Here is an 18204-nt window from a genome sequence, read left to right as displayed (position 1 = left end):
ATCGAGGGCGCCTACATTAATCCTGTCGCCGGATTCCCCGGCACTTACTCGCCAAGGAGCAGGACATGAGCACATCGAAACAGGTCGCCCTCGTCACGGGCTCGTCGCGCGGCATCGGCGCGGAAATCGCGCGTCGTCTGGCCCGGGACGGCTTCGGCGTCGTCGTGAACTACGCGGGCAGCGCCGGTGCGGCCCGCGAAGTGGTCGACGCGATCGCCGCCGACGGCGGCGAGGCCGTCGCGGTACAAGCCGACGTCGTCGATCCGGCCGCCGTGGCCGCGCTGTTCGACGCAGCCGAGCAAGCATTCGGCCGCATCGACGTGGTGGTCAACAGTGCGGGCATCATGAAGCTCGCACCCCTCGCCGAACTCGGCGACGCCGTGTTCGACGAAACCGTCGCGATCAACCTGAAGGGTGCGTTCAACGTCAGCCGCGAGGCCGCGAAGCGCGTGCGCGACGGCGGTCGCATCGTGAACCTGACGTCGAGCGTGATCGGCATGCGCCTGCCGACCTACGGCGCATACATCGCGACCAAGGCGGCCGTCGAGGCGATGACGCAGGTGCTCGCGCAGGAAATGCGCGGCCGCCGCATCAACGTGAATGCCGTCGCGCCGGGGCCGGTCGCGACCGAGCTGTTCCTGCACGGCAAGAGCCCGGAGCTCATCGACCGCATGGCGAAACTGAACCCGCTCGAGCGGCTGGGCCAGCCCGACGACATCGCCGGCGTCGTCGCGTTCCTCGCCGGCCCGGACGGCGCGTGGGTCAACGGCCAGATCCTGCGCGCCAACGGCGGTATGTGCTGAGGCACGCCGGGATACCGCGCGACACAGCCTCCCTCACCCGCTTTCCGGAGATCGATCATGAAGGAAGTCATTCTCGTCACGGGCGCGTCCAGCGGCTTCGGCCTGCTGACCGCCCAGGCACTTTCCCGCGCCGGCCATACGGTCTATGCGTCGATGCGCGAGAGTACCGGCCGCAACGCGCCGTGCGTCGCCGCGGTCGCCACCTATGCGCAAGAGCACGGTGTGGACCTGCGTACCGTCGAACTCGACGTCAGCGACGATACCTCGGTCGCCAGCGCGATCGAACGCGTGATCGCCGACAACGGCCGCCTCGACGTCGTCGTCCACAACGCCGGCCACATGGTGTTGGGGCCCGCCGAAGCGTTCACGCCCGACCAGCTCGCGCAGCTCTACGACGTCAACGTCGTGTCGACCCAGCGCGTGAACCGCGCGGCGCTGCCGCACCTGCGTCGCCAGGGCCGCGGCCTGCTCGTGTGGGTGTCGTCCTCGTCGGCACGCGGCGGCACGCCGCCGTTCCTCGCCCCCTACTTCGCCGCGAAGGCCGCGATGGATTCGCTCGCGGTGTCTTATGCGGCCGAGCTTGCGCGGTGGGGGATCGAGACGTCGATCGTCGTGCCGGGCGCGTTCACGCAGGGGACCAATCACTTCGCGCACGCAGGCAGGCCGGCCGATGCGACCGTCCAGGCCGACTACGACCATGGCCCGTACACGGGCGTCGCAACACAGGCGCTGACAGCGCTTGCGGCGCTCGAACCGGCGGACGCCGATGCCGGCACCGTCGCGACGGCAATCGTCGACATCGTCGCCGCGCCGCGCGGCAAGCGCCCGTATCGCGTGTTCGTCGATCCGTCCCAGGACGGCGCCGAGGAAGTGTTCCGCGTCGGCGATCGCATCCGCCGCGAGATGTTCAGGAACATCGGCCTCGCCGACCTGCTCGCGCCGCGCGTCGGCGGCTGATCCGCAGCGCGTCAGGACGGCTCATGCGCGCCGGCCCGGCGGCGCGGACGCACGGATCGCGTCGGCGTCCGTCACCGGGGCTTCGCGCTGCGGGAAGTGCCCCACCCCGTCGAGCGTTCCCCGCTCGCAGCGCTCCGTGAAAAGCTGCCCGCGCCAGGCCCGAGCTGTGCGGGGCGCGATCAGTCGCCTTCGCTCGTCGGCCCCGGCTCGTTCAACGCGTCCGCCATCAATTCGCCGAACCAGTCGACGAACGCGTTGAGGCGCCGCGACCGGTGCCGACGGTGCGGGTACAGGGCCGACACGTCCATCGGCGCGGCGCGATAGCCGGGCATCACCTCGACGAGCGCGCCGCCGTCGAGCAGATGCTGAACATCGAAGCGCGGAATCTGGATCAGGCCCATCCCCGCGATGCAGCTGGCGATATAGGTCTCCGCGTTGTTGACGATCACGCGACTCGGCAGCGTCAGCACGTGCCGGTCGCCGTCCGTGCAGTATTCCCATGCGAGTTCGCGCCCCGTCGTCGGCGATGCATAGCCGATCGCCCAGTGCCCGTGCGCGAGCGCATCCGGATGGTCGGGCACGCCGCATTCGCGCAGATAGTCGGGGCTCGCGCAGTTGATCAGCGCGAACTGGCCGAGCGGCCTTACCACGAGGCTGCTGTCCGCGAGCCGCCCAACCCGGATCGCGCAGTCGACACCCTCCTGCACGAGATCGATCGAGCGGTCCGTCGAGCCGAGCGACAACTGGAGCTTCGGGTAGCGGCGAAACAGCGACGGCAACGCGGGCGCGATCACGCGGCGCGCGATCCGGCTCGGCACGTCGACGCTCAGGCGTCCGATCACGTCGCGCTCGCGGCGGCGGAACAGGCGATCGAGGTCGTCGGCCTCCGCGAGCAGCCGCCGGCCGCGCTCGAGCAGCAGCGCGCCGTCGGCCGTGAGTTGCACCTGCCGCGTCGTGCGATGCAGCAGCCGCGTGCCGAGCCCCGCCTCCAGTTGCTGGACCGCCGCCGAGACCGTCGCGCGCGGCACGTCGAGTGCATGCGCGGCCTTGATGAAGCTGCCCATCTCGGCAACCTGAAGGAAGATTCTGACCTGGTCCAGCTTGTCCATCGGCGGGCGGAAAACGTGGGTTCGGGCGATCGTCGCCGGCGAGCGCCGCACGTCGCGACCAGCCCCGGCGCAAGAAAAACGGGCGCGCGGCTTTGTGTTCGCGCGCCCGCCCATTGTCCACGCAAACGCTCCATTGCGGTCGCCGCGCGCGCCCTGCGACCGCCCGAACGGCGTGTTACTTGGTCGTATAGCCGCCGTTGATCAGGATCGTCTGGCCGGTGATCCACCAGCCGTCGGTCACGAGATGGCGGATGAACGGCACGACGTTCTCGATGTCGGTCAGCCCGGTCTTGCTGAACGGCGAGAGCGCCGCCGCCGTCTTGTGGTACGCGACCGCGTCGGCGCCTTCGGCCGGGTAGAAGAACGGCGTGTCCATCGGGCCCGGCCCGACCGCCGTCACCGAGATGCCGCGCGCGCCGTATTCTTTCGACGCCGCGCGCGTGAAGTGCTCGACCGGCGCCTTCGACCCTTCGTACGCCGCATAGAACGGCGTGAATGCGGCGAGCAGCGACGTCACGAGCGTGACGAGCTTGCCGTGATCCTCGAGGTGCCGCCCCGCTTCCTTGATGAAGAAGAACGCCGACTTGCTGTTCACCGCGAACATCTCGTCGTATTCGGCTTCGGAGATTTCGGTAATCGGCTTCTTCAACACCTTGCCGACGGTATTGATCGCGATGTCGATCTTGCCGAAGCGCTGCTTCGCGTCGCCGAACAGCTTCTCGACCGCGGCGGCCGTCGTCAGGTCGGCCTGGAACGTCGCGGCTTGCGCGCCGGCTGCGCGCACCGCGGCAGCCGTCTCCTCTGCCTGCGCCTGCGACGCCGCGCTGTTGTAGTGAATCGCCACCGCCTGCGCGCCGTGGCCGGCCAGATCCCGGGCGATCAGCCCGCCGAGATTCTTGGCGCCGCCTGCGATCAGGACGACCTTGTCTGCGAGCGTGTGAGTAGCCACGGTCGACTCCTTTTTGCGTTGAATGAAGCTAGGAGTGTAGGCACGCAGGACGGGCGCGGTCAGCCGCGCATGGCTGGATGGATTATCCAGAAAAGCGATCCAATCGGCGCGTGGTAATGGTCAGGTACCGCACCGACGCCGGTGGCGAAATCTGCTTGGCCGGACCCGTCGCACCGCGAACGCATGCGCGCGCGTCAGCATGCGCAGGGCATCGCATCGATCTGCCGTGCCAGTGCCGCCGCGCCGCTTGATAGAATGCGCGCGCTATGGATCTCGAAAGCATTCTCTACACGCAGGGCTTCGGCTCGCGCCGCCAGTGCCGCGGCCTGATCGAAACGGGCCGCGTCACCATCGCGGGAGCGAGCGCGACGGACCCCGACGCGACCCTCGACACCGACGGTCTCGTATTCACCGTCGACGACATCGCCTGGCCGTTTCATGCCCGCGCGTATCTCGCGCTGAACAAGCCGGCCGGATACGAGTGCTCGCGCGAGCCGCAGCACCATGCGAGCGTGTTCAGCCTGCTGCCGGCGCCGCTCGTCGCGCGCGGCGTGCAGTGCGTCGGCCGTCTCGACCAGGACACCACGGGCCTGCTGCTGATGTCCGACGACGGCCAGTTCGTACACGCATACACATCGCCGAAGCGCAAGGTGCCGAAAACCTACGTGGCGACCGTGCGCCACCCGCTCGACGACGCCCAGCTGAACGCGCTGCGCGCCGGCGTGCAACTGCACGGCGAGCCGAAGCCGATCGCGGCGATGGCTGCGGACGCGCGCGACACGCACACGCTCGCGCTGACCGTTCTCGAAGGCAAATATCACCAAGTGAAACGCATGGTCGCCGCGGCCAGCAACCGCGTCGACGCGCTGCACCGCGAAAGCATCGGCGGCTTCAGGCTTCCGGACGATCTCGCGCCCGGCGCGTGGCGCTGGCTCGACACCAGCGACCTTGCGGCACTGCGCAATTCCGTCAAAACCCTGTAAGGGAAAATCCGCACGACCGTTCGGTGTCGGCACGCGTCGCGGCCGCACGTTCCCCCGCTATACTGAAATCACAAGCTGTACGAGCAGCGATGCAGGGGAGACATCATGAACGCCAACCATTCTTTCGAGCTTTCCTACGTGATGATCGCGTTCGCGGTCATGGGCGCCATCGTGATCGGCGCGCTGCTGGCCACGATGCACATGAAGCACAAATATCATCCGAACCTGATCGGCGCGATGATCGGTGCGCTGCTGTGCTTCCTGCTGATCGAAGCGTTACCGGCCTTGACCTGACGCGCCGCCCGGCGCGAGCGTTTGAAGGAATTCGTCTACGGTCGGATAGCGCAACGTCACGCACAATTCGGCCTTGAGCCGCGCATTCGACAGGCGCCGGGACTCACGCATGAACGACAGCAGCGTCGGCTCGAGCTGGTGCTCGGCGTCCGCGCGGCTGATGCGCGGCGGCGGCGGCAGGCCGAACGCGTGCGCGACCCGGTCGAAATACTCTCCCATCCGCAGTTCGCTGTCGTCCGACGCGTGCACCGCGCGCGCCGGCTTGCCGCGCACGGCCGCACGGCGGAGGATCGCCGCGAGATCGTCCGCGTGGATGTGGTTCGTGTAGACGTCGTCGGCCGCGTCGAGCGCCGGCGTGCCACGCTCGAGCCGCGCGAGCGGCAGCCGGTTCGCCGCATAGATGCCGGGAATCCGTACGATGCGCGCGGACAGCACGCGTCGCACCGTCGCCGCCCGCAGTTGACGCTCGGCCGACACGCGCCGGAAGGCGCGCGGATTACCGGGGCGCAGCGGCTGCGTTTCATCGATGCGGGCGCCTCCGCAATCGCCGTAGACGCCGGTCGTGCTCGCGTAGACGAGCGTCGGCGCGCGAAGGGCGTCGGGTACAATACGCGCTGCCCGAACCGGCCCGCCGGCCTGCCGCGTCGCGCCCCGCAGCGTGCGCAGCCGGCCGACCGCGGCAACGGCCGGTGCGGACGGCCGTCGTGCGGGCACGGACAATGCGGCGATCAGCGCGCGCGTGCGGCGATCGTCGCGGCCCTCGGCTTGCGGAGGCGCGAGATGCAGAATCGTGCGGGCAAGACCGGCGATTCGCGAAAGCGTTGCGCGCCGATCGAGATTGCCGACGAGCGGGGCCGCGCCCGCCGCGCGCAATTCGTCGCAGCGGCCCGGATGGCTCGTCAGCGCGACGATGCGCAGCTCCGGGCGGGCTTCGCGCCATTGCGCGACGCAGCGCAGGCCGACGTCGCCGCAGCCGACGATCAGTGCGCGCGGGCGGCGCAGGGTTCGAGTCGCGATCATGTTGGTTGCGAAATCAGTTGCAACGTTGCGCGGCGCGCAACGGGCTTGCATTGTAGCTGCCGTGCGTGAAATGCACGGTCCCCACATCTTGTTCTATTTGGTTCTATGGCATTCAACGTTACTCTCAAGCAAAGCGGCCGGCAGTTCCAGGTCGAGTCGGACGAAACCGTGCTGGCGGCGGCGCTGCGCCAGAACGTGCACCTGCCGTACGGGTGCAAGAACGGTGCGTGCGGCTCGTGCAAGGGCCAGATCGTGTCGGGCCAGATCGAACAGGGGCCCCATGCCGCGTCGGCATTGTCCAACGACGAACGCACGCGCGGCCTCGCGCTGCTGTGCTGCTCGAAGGCGCAATGCGATCTCGAGATCGACGTGCGTGAGATCGCCGGCGTCGACGGCGTGCAGGTGAAGAAGCTGCCGTGCCGGATCGCGGCGCTCGAGCGCCGCGCCGACGACGTGATGATCGTGAAGCTGCAGCTGCCGGCCAACGAACGCCTGCAATACCTCGCCGGCCAGTACATCGAATTCATCCTGAAGGACGGCTCGCGCCGCAGCTACTCGATGGCGAACGCGCCGCACGAAGAAGGCCCGATCGAGCTGCACATCCGCCACATGCCGGGCGGCAAGTTCACCGACCACGTATTCGGCGCGATGAAGGAGCGCGACATCCTGCGCTTCGAAGGCCCGCTCGGCACGTTCTTCCTGCGCGAGGATTCCGACAAGCCGATCGTGCTGCTCGCGTCCGGCACCGGCTTCGCACCAATCAAGGCGATCATCGAGCACGTGAAGCACGCGGGCATCACGCGTCCGATGACGCTCTACTGGGGCGCCCGCCGCAAGAAAGACATCTACCTCGGCGAGCTCGCCGAGCAGTGGGCGCGCGAGATCCCGAACTTCAAGTACGTGCCGGTGCTGTCCGAGCCGGACGACGCCGATCAATGGACCGGCCGCACCGGCTTCGTCCACCGCGCGGTGATCGAGGATCTGCCCGATCTGTCCGGTCACCAGGTATATGCGTGCGGCGCGCCGGTGATGGTCGAATCCGCCCAGCGCGACTTCACGCAACACCACGCGCTGCCGGCCGACGAGTTCTACGCTGACTCTTTCACGAGTGCCGCCGATCTCGCGCATCCGGTCTGAGCACCGCATGCGTGAACGCGCCCCGCTGCGCGCCGGCGTGTCACATCCGTGGCATCGCGGCGGTTTACAGTGGGGCGCGGGATGCCTTATGCTTGCGCACATGAACCGTTTCCTGTCCGCTTTCCGACGTCGCCGCTCGCCGCTCCTCCCGGATGCCGCCGGCTCGTCACGGACTCGCGCGTAACCCTCCTCCGCTTCACCGGTTACGCACAAGCTGTTCGACCCACCAGCCACGGCCTTCCGTGGCTTTTTTATTGCCCGTTTCCCTTTCAACGTCCGCTGGAGTCTGCTGCCATGCCCCTGAACGATTACCCGATCGACTCGCTGATGTACATCACGAACCGCCCCGACATCGTGTTCACGCACGGCAAAGGTTCGTGGCTCTACGATCACACGGGCAAGCGCTATCTCGACTTCATCCAGGGCTGGGCCGTCAACAGCCTCGGCCACTGCAACGACGGCATCGTCGAAGCGCTGAAAACGCAGGCCGAAAAGCTGCTGAACCCGTCGCCGGCGTTCTACAACGAGCCGATGGCAAAGCTCGCGGGGCTGCTCACGCAGCACAGCGTGTTCGACAAGGCGTTCTTCACGAACAGCGGCGCGGAAGCAAACGAAGGCGCGATCAAGCTCGCGCGCAAATGGGGCCGCAAGTTCAAGAACGGCGCGTACGAGATCATCACGTTCGATCACAGCTTCCACGGCCGCACGCTCGCGACGATGTCTGCGAGCGGCAAGCCGGGCTGGGACACGATCTACGCACCGCAGGTGCCGGGCTTCCCGAAAGCCGAGCTGAACAACATCGACTCGGTCGAAAAGCTGATCACCGACAAGACCGTCGCCGTGATGCTCGAGCCGATCCAGGGCGAAGGCGGCGTGATCCCGGCAACGCGCGAATTCATGCAGGCGCTGCGCGAGCTGACGAAGCAGCACAACCTGCTGCTGATCGTCGACGAAGTGCAGAGCGGCTGCGGCCGCGCGGGCACGCTGTTCGCGTACGAGCTGTCGGGTATCGAGCCGGACGTCATGACGCTCGCAAAGGGTATCGGCGGCGGCGTGCCGCTCGGCGCGCTGCTGTCGAAGGCCGACGTCGCGGTGTTCGAGGCCGGCGACCAGGGCGGCACGTACAACGGCAACCCGCTGATGACGGCAGTCGGCCATTCGGTGATCTCGCAGCTCGTCGCCCCCGGCTTCCTCGAGGGCGTGCGTGCGCGCGGCGAGTATCTGAAGCGCAAGCTGCTCGAGCTGTCGGAGGAGCGCGGTTTCGAGGGTGAACGCGGCGAGGGCCTGCTGCGCGCGCTGCTGCTCGGCAAGGATATCGGTCCGCAGATCGTCGAGAAGGCGCGCGACATGCAACCCGACGGCCTGCTGCTGAACGCGGCGCGCCCGAACCTGCTGCGCTTCATGCCCGCACTGAACGTGACGACCGAGGAGATCGACCAGATGATGGCGATGCTGCGGTCGATCCTCGACACGCTGTAAGGAGCGTGCCGCGATGGATGCCGCCGCCGATGCCTTCGTTATCCGCCCGTTCGAACGCGCCGACACCGATGCCGTGCTGGCGGTCTGGCGCGACGCGTTCCCGCAGTACGACGAAGCCGGTGCGCCGCCGCACCGCGATCCGCGGCGATCGATCGAGCTGAAGCTCGCGACGCAGCCGGAGCTGTTCTTCGTCGCAACGTGCGGCGCGCGGATCGTCGGCACGCTGATGGCGGGCTTCGACGGACATCGCGGCTGGCTCTACTCGTTCGGCGTAGCGAACGATGCGCGGCGGCTCGGCATCGGCCGCGCGCTGATCGCGCATGCGGAACGCGCGCTCGGCGCGCGCGGCTGCCTGAAGATCAATCTGCAGGTGCTGCCGGGCAACGACGATGCGTGCCGCTTCTATGCGGCGCTCGGCTATCGGGTCGAGGAACGCATCTCGTTCGGCAAGGCGCTGCCGGCCGCATGACGCCGCCGCCGACACTCGCCGCCGCCACCTTCACGATCAGCGCGTGATCGGCCCCGCGTCCGGCAGCGGATTGCCGAGTGCGTCGGTCGGCACGGCCTGCTTCTCGAACGCCGCGAAATACGCGGCCCATTGCGTGTCGCTCACGCGCACGATCAGCGCGCCGTCCTGCCACACGTCGTTGTGATCGTTGTGGTCGTCGCCGGCGCGGTGCAGGTAATTCGCGCCGGTCGACCCCTGGTTCATGTGCGTGTCGTGGATGCCGTTGCCCTCCGAATACGTGCGGCCGAACACAACGACGTCGAGCCCCTGCGACTGCGCGGCGTTGACGAGCCGCAATAGCGACGGGATCGGCTCCGCGTGCTCGGTACCGTCCATCACCGCGCTCGCGCGCCATGCCCCCGTCTCGTTCAGGATGTCGCTGCGCAGGTAGTCGAGCGCCGGCAGCGCGGTGTGTCCGGTCAGGTCGGTATAGCCTTCGGCCGCCGCCGCGAGCGTCGCCGTGACCGGATGATGAAAATCGTAGACGAGCTTGTAGTTCAGCAGATCGTCCGCGTCGTTGGTGCCGACGTTGATCGCGACGTCCCAGTCGCCGGTCGGCAACGCGAGCGTCAGGTGGATGTGATACTGGATCTCGCTGCCGTGCGGCGAACCCTTCAGCCGCGCGACCGACGTCACCTTCGCCTTGACGAAACCGTAGTCGAGACTCATGCGCGCTCTCCCTGTCACGATGGATCGATCATGGTACGCGTTCCGCGTGACGGTTTGCGGAGGGCCGCTGGCGGAGGGCCGCTGACGTACCGCATTCACGCCGCCGCATTCCGGCCCGCATCGCCGATGCCCCGCTCGAAGAAATGGAGTCGCGTCCGCGCGCGGTTCGCCGCCGGGCGCGCAAAATGAAAAAAGGCTGCCACGGGAACCCGTGACAGCCCTCGCAAGCCTTTGCACGGCACGCCGGCGTCCGCCGCCGCGCCGCACCGGGCCCGTTTATTCACCCAGATACGCGGCCCGCACCTTCGGATCGTCGAGCATCTGCTTCGCGTCGCCTTCCATCGTGACCGTGCCCGAATCCATCACGTAGCCACGGTCGGCCGCCTGCAGCGCGAGGCGCGCGTTCTGTTCGACGAGCAGCACCGTGATGCCCTCCTTCGAGATCTCGCGCACCACTTCGAAGATCTTCTCGACCATGATCGGCGACAGCCCCATCGACGGCTCGTCGAGCAGCAGCAGCTTCGGCTTGCTCAGAATCGCGCGCGACATCGCGAGCATCTGCTGCTCGCCGCCCGACAGCGTGCCCGCGAGCTGCGTCGCACGCTCCTTCAGGCGCGGAAAGAAGCCGAACATCCGGTCGACGTCCTTCTTGATCTGCTCGTTGTCGTTGCGCAGGTACGCGCCCATCTGCATGTTCTCGATGATCGACATCCGCGCGAAGATCCCGCGGCCTTCCGGCACCATCGCGAGGCCGCGCTTGAGCAACTCGTGCGGCGGAATGCCCTTGATCGACTTGCCGTCGTACTCGATGTCGCCGGCCGAGTACGGCTTGAGACCCGTGATCGCCTTCATCGTCGTGGTCTTGCCGGCACCGTTCGCGCCGATCAGCGTCACGAGTTCGCCCTGGCGGACTTCCATGTCAACGCCCTTGACGGCCTGGATGCCGCCGTAGTTGACCTGCAAGCCCTTGATTTTCAACATTGCCGCTGCCATCAGTGCACCCCTGCGCCGAGATATGCCTCAATCACCTTCGGATTCTTCTGCACGTCCTGCGGCAGACCCTCGGCGATCACCTTGCCGTAATCGAGCACCGTCATCCGGTTGCACAATCCCATCACGAGCTTCACGTCGTGCTCGATCAGCAGAATCGTGCGGCCGTCCGAGCGGATCTTGTCGAGCAGGCGCGTGAGTTCGACCTTCTCGGTCGCGTTCATCCCGGCCGCCGGCTCGTCGAGCGCGAGCAGCTTCGGGTCGGTCGCGAGCGCGCGCGCGATTTCCAGGCGACGCTGGTGGCCGTACGACAGGTTGCGCGACGTGTAGTCCGCGTATTGCAACACGCCGACGTATTCGAGCAGCTCGATCGCGCGCTCCTTGATCTCGCGCTCTTCCTGGCGTTCGGCCGGCGTCTGGAACACCGCGCCGAGCAGCCCGTGCTTGGTGCGCACGTGGCGGCCCACCATCACGTTCTCCAGCGCCGTCATCCCGCCGAACAGGCGAATGTTCTGGAACGTGCGCGCGATGCCGGCCTTCGCGACCTGGTGCACCGCCGTCGGCGTGTAATTCTCGCCGTCCAGCTTGAAGTCGCCGGAGTCCGGCGTGTAGAGGCCCGTGATCACGTTGAAGAACGTGGTCTTGCCCGCGCCGTTCGGGCCGATCAGCCCATAGATCTCGCCTTCCTTGATCTGCAGGCCGACATCGGACAGCGCCTGCAGCCCGCCGAAGCGCTTGTTCACGCCCGTGACGGACAGTCGGATTTGCTTGTCGCTCATGTGTGATATCCCCTTGTCCGTTGGTTAAGCGCGCACCGGCTTCTTGCTGTTGCGCTTCGCCAGTTTAGCGATCTTGTCCTCATGCTTCGGCGCGGGCCACAGGCCTTCCGAGCGGTACAGCATGATGACGACCATCGCGAGGCCGTACAGCGCCTGACGGATCACTTCGGTGTCGACGATGTCGTGACCGAACAGCGCGTGCTGCAGCGGGCTCATCGTCGAGCGCAGGAATTCCGGGAAGATCGCGAGCAGCACCGCGCCGAGGATCACGCCCGGAATGTGGCCCATGCCGCCGAGCACCACGCAGGCCAGCACGACGATCGATTCCCAGAACGTGAACGACTCGGGCGACACGAAGCCCTGGAACGCGCCGAACATCGCACCCGACAGACCGCCGAACGACGCGCCCATCGCGAACGCGAGCAGCTTCACGTTGCGGGTGTTGATGCCCATCGCCTTCGCGGCGATTTCGTCTTCGCGGATCGCGGCCCATGCACGGCCGATACGCGAGTGCTGCAGGCGCGTACAGACCCAGATCACCAGCAGCGCGCACAGCACGAACAGGTAGTAGTACATGTAGACCGACGGCAGCTGGAAGCCGAAGATCGTGTGCGTCTGCGACAGGTTGAATCCGCCGACGTGCACCGGATCGATGCCCGTGATCCCCTTCGGGCCGTTGGTGATGTTCACCGGACGGTCGAGGTTGTTCATGAAGATCCGGACGATTTCACCGAAGCCGAGCGTGACGATCGCCAGGTAGTCGCCGCGCAGGCGCAGCGTCGGCGCACCGAGCAGGATCCCGAAGGTCGCCGCCAATGCCATCGCGATCGGCACGATGATCAGGAACGGCACGTGCAACCCGTTCGGCGCGAGCGCCGCGATCCACTCGAACTGCGAGGTCAGGTGCGGCGAGCTCAACAGCGCCGCCGTGTACGCGCCCACCGCGTAGAACGCGATGTAGCCGAGGTCGAGCAGGCCGGCGAAGCCGACCACGACGTTCAGGCCCAGCGCGAGCATCACGTACAGCATCGCGAAGTCGAGCACGCGGACCCAGTAGTTGCCGCCGGCCGAGCCGATGATGATCGGCGCCGCGATCACGAAGGCCGCGGTGAGGATGCCGATGATGACGGTCTTGGTGGTGTTGCGCTCTTCGACGAGCGACGTCGACGATTCGATCGGTTGAATGGATGTCATGTTGTTTGCTCCCCTTCCGTTACGCACGGTCCGCGACACGTTCGCCCAGCAGGCCCGACGGACGGAACACCAGCACGATGATCAGCACGATGAATGCGAACACGTCCTGGTAGTTGCTGCCGAACACGCCGCCCGTGAGGTTGCCGATGTAGCCCGCGCCGAGCTGCTCGATCAGGCCGAGCAGCACGCCGCCGACCATCGCACCGCCCAGGTTGCCGATCCCGCCGAGCACCGCGGCCGTGAACGCCTTCATGCCGGGGATGAAGCCCATGTAGAAGTGCACGTTGCCGTATTCGGACGCGATCATCACGCCGGCCAGCGCGGCGAGCGCGGAGCCGATCATGAACGTCGCGGAGATCACGAAGTTCGGGTTCACGCCCATCAGGCTCGCCGTATTCGGGCTTTCCGCGATCGCGCGCATCGCGCGGCCGAGCTTGGTCTTGTGCACGAGCAGCAGCAGGCCGCCCATCACGATGAACGCGACCGCGATGATCACGATTTCGGTGATCGAGATCACGGCGCCGGGCGTCGTGTCGGTCGCCTTGATCACGTTGATCGGATCGGTCGGCAGCAATTGCGGGAACGGCAGCGGGTTGCGCGACCAGATGATCATCGCGGCCGTCTGCAGCAGGATCGACACGCCGATCGCGGTGATCAGCGGTGCGAGACGCGGCGCGCGGCGCAGCGGCCGGTACGCGACGCGTTCAATCGTGAAGCCGACGAACGCGCAGACGACCGCGGCGATGCCGAGACCGATCGTCAGCGTCGCGACGTTGCCGAGTTGCGGGAAGTGGTTCTGCAGCACGGTGATCGCGGACAGGGCGACCATCGCGCCGATCATCAGCACGTCGCCGTGCGCGAAGTTGATGATGCCGAGAATGCCGTACACCATCGTGTAACCCAACGCGATGATGGCGTACACACTGCCGAGCACCAGCCCGTTGAGGATCTGCTGGACGAAAATATCCATTTAAAGCTCCTTGGCCCATGCTGCCGGAGGACGTTGCGCCCCGCCGGTAAGCGAGGAATCGCGCCTTCTCGGCGACACTGCGGGTACTAGTCAATACCGGTAAGGGTGGATCGTCCCGGCGCGCGCCGCCCGGCCTGTACGGCCGGACCTGCCGCCGGAGCGGATACAAAAACGGCACCGCACTGTTCCGGTGCCATCACGAGTCCCGTCGCTAAATCGTCACGACATCGAGGACGGTGGTCTTGGCCTCCTTGAAGTCGTAGGGCAGCGTGCCGAAACGGCCGGCGTCCGGTTTCCCGGCTTCCGTGCCTTTTTCCGTCCGGGCCGGGGCGAAACCCGCGTCCGGGCAGATCAGGTTCCGCGCCGCGTCGCCCGCGGGCTCGACCACCTTGACGGCGCACATGCCGTTGTCGTCAAGGGTTTGCGCTCCGATGCCGTCCGCCGTCCGCGCGGCGCCCGTAAGGGCAACGCGAGAGTGGCGCCCAACTTTCGTCAGGACTGCATCGGAATTCGTGAGACGAAGCATTCCGCCCGCCGCGATGATGGAAGCCGCAGCGACGTCCTGCTTCGTCGAATCGAAATGAAAGGGGATCAGCGCCATCTGCACGTTGCCTGCGTTGCCCCGAAACCCGAGCGCCCGTCGTTCGACGCGCGCTGCTGCCGCCTGACGTCCGGCGGCTCGTTGTCGGGCACCCCGTGTGCCCGTCGCGCGGTCGAGCGCCACGCCGCCGGCCCGAACTTCGTGCCGTGTCGAATGCATGCCGATCGTCGAGCCCTGCGCGTTGAATGCGTCGATTGCCAAACGTGCCCCGTTGTCCTTGTCACTGTCCGATTGCGCAATGCGGCACGCCGACGGCGCCGCACGGCCGGTTCTCGCAGTGCGCATGTCGCTGGCCGCCGGTAACGCGTAACCCGCAGCCATCCTGCCCGCCCTGCCGTCGCTCGTTTTCCCGTCACCGGCCAACATTGCAACCGGTGCGGCGACGTACGTGGCGTAAGCCAACTTCACATGCATCGAATAGGTCTCCCGCGCCTTGCCAGAACCCGATTTCAAAGCCATTCCGGCCTGAAAACGGGCGCATTGTAACTCCATTTACAGGCCGCCAATAATCCTGATTCGATGGGGTTTTCCTGCATTGCAACCAATTTTGAGAGACGGCTGAACACGACGATAGCAACCCGGTTGCAACCTTAATATGAATAATGGTTGCGCCCGGATTTTCGCAGCGCAAAAAAAAGCGCGCCGGCAGGCGCGCTTCGGGGTACCGCGGGTGCGACGCCGCACTCACGCGGCGGGCGGCAAATTCAGCCCTCGGGGCAGCGGAAACGACACGTTCTCCTCGATGCCTTCGAGCGCGCGAACGTTGCGCACGCCGAGCTCACGCAGCCGCGCGATCACGGCCTGGGCGAGCACCTCCGGCGCCGACGCGCCGGCCGTCACGCCGATACGGCGCTTGCCGGCCACCCACGCCGGATCGATCTGCTCGGGTGCATCGACCATGTACGCAGCCACGCCGCGCTTCTCGGCCACTTCGCGCAGCCGGCTCGAATTCGAGCTGTTCGGGCTGCCGACGACGATCACGACGTCGCACTGCGGCGCCATGAACTTCACCGCGTCCTGGCGGTTCTGCGTCGCGTAGCAGATGTCCTGTTTCTTCGGCTCGCGGATCTTCGGATATTTCGCCTTCAGCGCACCGATGATCTCGGCGGCGTCGTCGACGGACAGCGTCGTCTGCGTGACGAGCGCGATGCGCTCCGGATCGGCGAGCTCGAGCTTCTGCACGTCCTCGACGCTCTCGACGAGATGCATGCCGCGCTCAACCTGCCCCATCGTGCCCTCGACTTCCGGGTGACCCTTGTGGCCGATCATCACGATGTCGACGCCGTCCTGACGCATCTTCGCCACTTCGACGTGCACCTTCGTGACGAGCGGGCAAGTCGCGTCGTAAATGCGCAGCCCGCGCACGTCGGCCTCGTCGCGCACGGCCTTCGACACGCCGTGCGCGCTGAAGATGACGGTGTTGCCGGCCGGCACTTCTTCAAGCTCCTCGACGAAGATCGCGCCTTTCTTCTTGAGATCCTCGACCACGTACTTGTTGTGGACGATCTCGTGACGAACGTAGATCGGCGCGCCATGCATCGCGATTGCGCGCTCGACGATCTCGATCGCGCGATCGACACCCGCGCAGAACCCGCGCGGCTGGGCGAGCAGGATTTCGGCGTCGGCGGCGACGGTCTGTCCGGACAGCGTATCGGTGGTGCTCATGATTACAGGATTCCGATGATTTTCACTTCGAACGTGAGCGCTTGGCCCGCGAGCGGATGATTGAAATCGAACAGCGCCGAGGTTTCGCTGACTTCCTTCAGCACGCCCGCATAACGGCCGCCGTCCGGTGCGTTGAACTCGATCAGGTCGCCGGGCGTGAAATCGTCGCCGACCATCCCGTTCTCGCGCAGCGTCGACAGCGTCACGCGCTGAAGCATGTCGGGATTGCGGGGACCGAACCCCTGCTCCGGCGTTAGCTGAAAAGTCGAATGGTCGCCGACCCGCAGCCCCAGCAGAATCTGTTCCAGCGAGGGCGCCAGCTGCCCGGCGCCGAGCAGCAGCGTGGCGGGCTTGTCGGAGAAGGTGTTGACGATGTCGGCGCCGTCGGCCAGTGCAAGCCGGTAATGCAGCGTCACATGGGAACCGGGCTTCACTTCGGATAGATCGATGATGCTCATGAATGACTCGTGTTCGTCGGCGCCCGAACTGGGCGAAAAGCCCGGCGCAAAGCCAATATTGTAAGTCACCTGAGCGAGCAAGGCTGAAAGTGCGACAACGTCGCGCGTGCGGCCGCCGCCAATGGAGTGCCGATCATGCTGTCAATCTGCGTCGCCGCCCCGGCGACGGAATGTCGCGACGTCGCCGACACCCGGGCCGCTCCGGCACGCCGGGCCGGGCCCGCAGGGCCGCGCAAGCGGCGCCCGCGGAACTGGAAACCGCACTTGCCCCGCGAGAGGCTGCTCGAACGCGGGCCGGCCGCACTGACCGACGCCGAGCTCGTCGCGCTGCTGCTCGGCACCGGCGGAGGCGGCCGCGACGTGTTCGCCAGCGCACGAGCGCTGCTTGCGCGCTTTGGCGATTCGCTGCGCGACATGCTCGATGCGGAGCCCGGCGTCTTCGCAACGCACCCCGGCATCGGCGCCGCGCGCTCGGCCGTCCTGATCGCGGTAACCGAGATCGTGCGGCGCGCCCTGGTCGAAAAGGCGCGCGAGCGGATGCAGATCGACTCGCCGGGTGCGGTGGAGGACTATCTGCGACTGCGGATCGGCATGCGTCCGTACGAGGTGTTCGTCACGCTGTACCTGGATGCGCGCCACGGCCTCATCGACGTGGAGGAAAGCGCACGCGGCTCGCTCACGCGGATGGCGGTGTATCCGCGCGAGATCGTACGGCGCGCGCTCATGCTGAACGCCGCGTCGCTGATCATCGCGCACAATCATCCGTCGGGCGCCGTGCAGCCGAGCGCGGAAGACCGCCGGCTTACGCGGGTGCTGCGCGAGGCGCTGACGCTCGTGGACGCGACGCTGCTCGATCACATCGTCGTCGGCACCGCCGATACATTTTCGTTCGCGCGCGCCGGTTGGCTGTAGACTGTGCGGCGGCGCCCCGCCCCGGTGGCGCCGCAACGACGAAGCGAAATTGGGTTTGATTTTTCTGAGCTTTTTCTGCTAGAATCGTCGTCTGTCTTTTTTCCAACCAGTTCTAGCCATCGAAGGGCCTTGTCTGTATGGGCTTCGGCGTTCTGAGTGCAGCCATGGATCACGTGGCGGTACGATGGAACCTTCATCGGCGATCGAACCCCGAATTTAGCGTATTAGGAGTGCTCTCATGGCACGCGTATGCCAAGTAACTGGGAAAGCGCCGATGAGCGGCAACAACGTTTCCCACGCCAACAACAAGACGAAGCGTCGCTTCCTGCCGAACCTGCAAAACCGCCGGTTCTGGGTGGAGAGCGAAAACCGCTGGGTGCGTCTGCGCGTCTCGAACGCCGGCCTGCGCCTGATCGACAAGAACGGCATCGATTCCGTGCTCGCTGACCTGCGCGCACGCGGCGAAGCCTAAGCCCAAGGAGCACAATCATGGCAAAAGGCGCACGCGACAAGATCAAGCTCGAGTCGACCGCTGGTACGGGTCACTTCTACACGACCACGAAGAACAAGCGCAACATGCCGGAAAAGATGGCGATCAAGAAGTTCGATCCCGTCGTCCGCAAGCATGTGGAATACAAAGAAACCAAGATCAAGTAATCTCCGGTTTCTGCCAGCCTGACGGCGACCGAAAAGCCCCGCACATGCGGGGCTTTTTGTTTTGCGCGTA

The 18204-nt window shown here is 66.4% G+C and carries 21 protein-coding genes; 10 read left to right on the top strand and 11 right to left on the bottom strand.

Annotation, left to right across the window (positions count from 1 at the left end):
- Positions 1 to 65 precede the first annotated feature (65 nt).
- On the top strand, positions 66 to 803 hold the full coding sequence (locus tag KDW55_RS26260) for an SDR family oxidoreductase (RefSeq protein ID WP_059548786.1): 738 nt from the start codon (positions 66 to 68) through the stop codon (positions 801 to 803).
- A gap of 57 nt (positions 804 to 860) precedes the next feature.
- Positions 861 to 1760, top strand: coding sequence for an SDR family oxidoreductase (locus KDW55_RS26255; RefSeq protein WP_212161564.1), 900 nt, complete (start codon positions 861 to 863; stop codon positions 1758 to 1760).
- Positions 1761 to 1939: 179 nt separating this feature from the next.
- On the opposite strand, the gene KDW55_RS26250 is transcribed toward KDW55_RS26255, so the two are convergent.
- Both KDW55_RS26250 and KDW55_RS26245 read right to left on the bottom strand, forming a co-directional pair.
- Positions 1940 to 2869, bottom strand: coding sequence for a LysR family transcriptional regulator (locus KDW55_RS26250; RefSeq protein WP_040141486.1), 930 nt, complete (start codon positions 2867 to 2869; stop codon positions 1940 to 1942).
- Positions 2870 to 3044: 175 nt separating this feature from the next.
- Positions 3045 to 3818 (bottom strand): SDR family oxidoreductase, encoded by a 774-nt coding sequence (locus tag KDW55_RS26245; protein WP_212161563.1) that lies wholly within the window; start codon positions 3816 to 3818, stop codon positions 3045 to 3047.
- Between the two features lie 266 nt (positions 3819 to 4084).
- Between KDW55_RS26245 and KDW55_RS26240 the strand changes: the two genes are divergently transcribed.
- Positions 4085 to 4801 carry a 16S rRNA pseudouridine(516) synthase gene (locus KDW55_RS26240; protein ID WP_069241664.1) on the top strand — a complete coding sequence of 239 codons (717 nt, stop codon included), beginning with the start codon at positions 4085 to 4087 and terminating at the stop codon, positions 4799 to 4801.
- A gap of 105 nt (positions 4802 to 4906) precedes the next feature.
- The gene (locus KDW55_RS26235) at positions 4907 to 5095 is read left to right on the top strand and encodes a hypothetical protein (RefSeq protein ID WP_040141491.1); all 189 of its coding nucleotides are present in this window, start codon (positions 4907 to 4909) and stop codon (positions 5093 to 5095) included.
- On the opposite strand, the gene KDW55_RS26230 is transcribed toward KDW55_RS26235, so the two are convergent.
- Positions 5078 to 6115, bottom strand: a complete 1038-nt coding sequence (locus KDW55_RS26230; RefSeq protein ID WP_040141494.1) for an NAD-dependent epimerase/dehydratase family protein — start codon at positions 6113 to 6115, stop codon at positions 5078 to 5080. The two genes, KDW55_RS26235 and KDW55_RS26230, sit on opposite strands and share 18 nt — an antisense overlap.
- Positions 6116 to 6220: 105 nt before the next feature.
- On the opposite strand from KDW55_RS26230, the gene KDW55_RS26225 reads away from it, so the two are divergent.
- The 3 genes from KDW55_RS26225 to KDW55_RS26215 all read left to right on the top strand — a co-directional run bounded on the left by KDW55_RS26225 (position 6221) and on the right by KDW55_RS26215 (position 9200).
- A complete protein-coding gene (locus KDW55_RS26225; RefSeq protein WP_069241665.1) occupies positions 6221 to 7252 on the top strand; it encodes a CDP-6-deoxy-delta-3,4-glucoseen reductase in 1032 nt (343 codons plus the stop codon).
- 294 nt (positions 7253 to 7546) lie between these two features.
- Complete coding sequence (locus KDW55_RS26220) at positions 7547 to 8731, top strand: acetylornithine transaminase (RefSeq protein ID WP_212161562.1); 1185 nt, start codon at positions 7547 to 7549, stop codon at positions 8729 to 8731.
- Between the two features lie 13 nt (positions 8732 to 8744).
- Complete coding sequence (locus tag KDW55_RS26215; protein ID WP_059548776.1) at positions 8745 to 9200, top strand: GNAT family acetyltransferase; 456 nt, start codon at positions 8745 to 8747, stop codon at positions 9198 to 9200.
- Between the two features lie 36 nt (positions 9201 to 9236).
- On the opposite strand, the gene KDW55_RS26210 is transcribed toward KDW55_RS26215, so the two are convergent.
- From KDW55_RS26210 to KDW55_RS26175, 8 genes are all read right to left on the bottom strand, one after another.
- Entirely contained in the window at positions 9237 to 9908 is a 672-nt protein-coding gene (locus tag KDW55_RS26210) for a DUF2278 family protein (protein ID WP_040141503.1), read from the bottom strand.
- Between the two features lie 276 nt (positions 9909 to 10184).
- A complete protein-coding gene (locus KDW55_RS26205) occupies positions 10185 to 10901 on the bottom strand; it encodes an ABC transporter ATP-binding protein (RefSeq protein WP_012492822.1) in 717 nt (238 codons plus the stop codon).
- Positions 10901 to 11677: an ABC transporter ATP-binding protein gene (locus tag KDW55_RS26200; RefSeq protein WP_040141507.1), complete on the bottom strand. Its 777-nt coding sequence runs from the start codon at positions 11675 to 11677 to the stop codon at positions 10901 to 10903. The genes KDW55_RS26205 and KDW55_RS26200 overlap by 1 nt, the downstream gene beginning before the upstream one ends.
- A 24-nt stretch (positions 11678 to 11701) precedes the next feature.
- Positions 11702 to 12871 (bottom strand): ABC transporter ATP-binding protein, encoded by a 1170-nt coding sequence (locus tag KDW55_RS26195; RefSeq protein ID WP_040141509.1) that lies wholly within the window; start codon positions 12869 to 12871, stop codon positions 11702 to 11704.
- A 19-nt stretch (positions 12872 to 12890) separates the two neighbouring features.
- A complete protein-coding gene (locus KDW55_RS26190) occupies positions 12891 to 13841 on the bottom strand; it encodes a branched-chain amino acid ABC transporter permease (RefSeq protein ID WP_212148882.1) in 951 nt (316 codons plus the stop codon).
- A gap of 211 nt (positions 13842 to 14052) precedes the next feature.
- A complete protein-coding gene (locus tag KDW55_RS26185; protein WP_212148916.1) occupies positions 14053 to 14856 on the bottom strand; it encodes a branched-chain amino acid ABC transporter in 804 nt (267 codons plus the stop codon).
- Positions 14857 to 15126: 270 nt separating this feature from the next.
- Positions 15127 to 16107, bottom strand: a complete 981-nt coding sequence (gene ispH / locus KDW55_RS26180) for a 4-hydroxy-3-methylbut-2-enyl diphosphate reductase (protein ID WP_040141513.1) — start codon at positions 16105 to 16107, stop codon at positions 15127 to 15129.
- Positions 16108 to 16109: 2 nt separating this feature from the next.
- Entirely contained in the window at positions 16110 to 16565 is a 456-nt protein-coding gene (locus tag KDW55_RS26175) for a peptidylprolyl isomerase (RefSeq protein ID WP_040141515.1), read from the bottom strand.
- A gap of 135 nt (positions 16566 to 16700) precedes the next feature.
- Here KDW55_RS26175 and radC point away from each other — a divergent pair, with 135 nt between their 5' ends.
- From radC to rpmG, 3 genes are all read left to right on the top strand, one after another.
- Complete coding sequence (gene radC, locus KDW55_RS26170) at positions 16701 to 17477, top strand: DNA repair protein RadC (RefSeq protein WP_059548843.1); 777 nt, start codon at positions 16701 to 16703, stop codon at positions 17475 to 17477.
- A 238-nt stretch (positions 17478 to 17715) separates the two neighbouring features.
- Complete coding sequence (gene rpmB / locus KDW55_RS26165) at positions 17716 to 17949, top strand: 50S ribosomal protein L28 (RefSeq protein WP_004186391.1); 234 nt, start codon at positions 17716 to 17718, stop codon at positions 17947 to 17949.
- Positions 17950 to 17966: 17 nt separating this feature from the next.
- Positions 17967 to 18134 (top strand): 50S ribosomal protein L33, encoded by a 168-nt coding sequence (gene rpmG, locus KDW55_RS26160; RefSeq protein WP_006478046.1) that lies wholly within the window; start codon positions 17967 to 17969, stop codon positions 18132 to 18134.
- Positions 18135 to 18204: the final 70 nt, after the last annotated feature.

This window comes from Burkholderia sp. AU19243, assembly GCF_018148075.1.
Lineage (GTDB): Bacteria > Pseudomonadota > Gammaproteobacteria > Burkholderiales > Burkholderiaceae > Burkholderia > Burkholderia latens_A.
The sequence above is the reverse complement of the archived record's forward strand: the minus strand, read 5'-3'. Positions and strand labels throughout refer to the sequence as shown.

Coding starts and splice junctions, on each gene's coding strand:
- KDW55_RS26235 (WP_040141491.1), top strand. CDS start 4,907: ATGAACGCCAACCATTCTTTCGAGCTTTCCTACGTGATGATCGCGTTC.
- KDW55_RS26220 (WP_212161562.1), top strand. CDS start 7,547: ATGCCCCTGAACGATTACCCGATCGACTCGCTGATGTACATCACGAAC.
- KDW55_RS26255 (WP_212161564.1), top strand. CDS start 861: ATGAAGGAAGTCATTCTCGTCACGGGCGCGTCCAGCGGCTTCGGCCTG.
- KDW55_RS26260 (WP_059548786.1), top strand. CDS start 66: ATGAGCACATCGAAACAGGTCGCCCTCGTCACGGGCTCGTCGCGCGGC.
- KDW55_RS26175 (WP_040141515.1), bottom strand. CDS start 16,565: ATGAGCATCATCGATCTATCCGAAGTGAAGCCCGGTTCCCATGTGACG.
- KDW55_RS26240 (WP_069241664.1), top strand. CDS start 4,085: ATGGATCTCGAAAGCATTCTCTACACGCAGGGCTTCGGCTCGCGCCGC.
- KDW55_RS26205 (WP_012492822.1), bottom strand. CDS start 10,901: ATGGCAGCGGCAATGTTGAAAATCAAGGGCTTGCAGGTCAACTACGGC.
- rpmG (WP_006478046.1), top strand. CDS start 17,967: ATGGCAAAAGGCGCACGCGACAAGATCAAGCTCGAGTCGACCGCTGGT.
- KDW55_RS26210 (WP_040141503.1), bottom strand. CDS start 9,908: ATGAGTCTCGACTACGGTTTCGTCAAGGCGAAGGTGACGTCGGTCGCG.
- KDW55_RS26195 (WP_040141509.1), bottom strand. CDS start 12,871: ATGACATCCATTCAACCGATCGAATCGTCGACGTCGCTCGTCGAAGAG.
- KDW55_RS26225 (WP_069241665.1), top strand. CDS start 6,221: ATGGCATTCAACGTTACTCTCAAGCAAAGCGGCCGGCAGTTCCAGGTC.
- radC (WP_059548843.1), top strand. CDS start 16,701: ATGCTGTCAATCTGCGTCGCCGCCCCGGCGACGGAATGTCGCGACGTC.
- KDW55_RS26200 (WP_040141507.1), bottom strand. CDS start 11,677: ATGAGCGACAAGCAAATCCGACTGTCCGTCACGGGCGTGAACAAGCGC.
- KDW55_RS26185 (WP_212148916.1), bottom strand. CDS start 14,856: ATGCATGTGAAGTTGGCTTACGCCACGTACGTCGCCGCACCGGTTGCA.
- rpmB (WP_004186391.1), top strand. CDS start 17,716: ATGGCACGCGTATGCCAAGTAACTGGGAAAGCGCCGATGAGCGGCAAC.
- KDW55_RS26250 (WP_040141486.1), bottom strand. CDS start 2,869: ATGGACAAGCTGGACCAGGTCAGAATCTTCCTTCAGGTTGCCGAGATG.
- KDW55_RS26190 (WP_212148882.1), bottom strand. CDS start 13,841: ATGGATATTTTCGTCCAGCAGATCCTCAACGGGCTGGTGCTCGGCAGT.
- KDW55_RS26215 (WP_059548776.1), top strand. CDS start 8,745: ATGGATGCCGCCGCCGATGCCTTCGTTATCCGCCCGTTCGAACGCGCC.
- ispH (WP_040141513.1), bottom strand. CDS start 16,107: ATGAGCACCACCGATACGCTGTCCGGACAGACCGTCGCCGCCGACGCC.
- KDW55_RS26230 (WP_040141494.1), bottom strand. CDS start 6,115: ATGATCGCGACTCGAACCCTGCGCCGCCCGCGCGCACTGATCGTCGGC.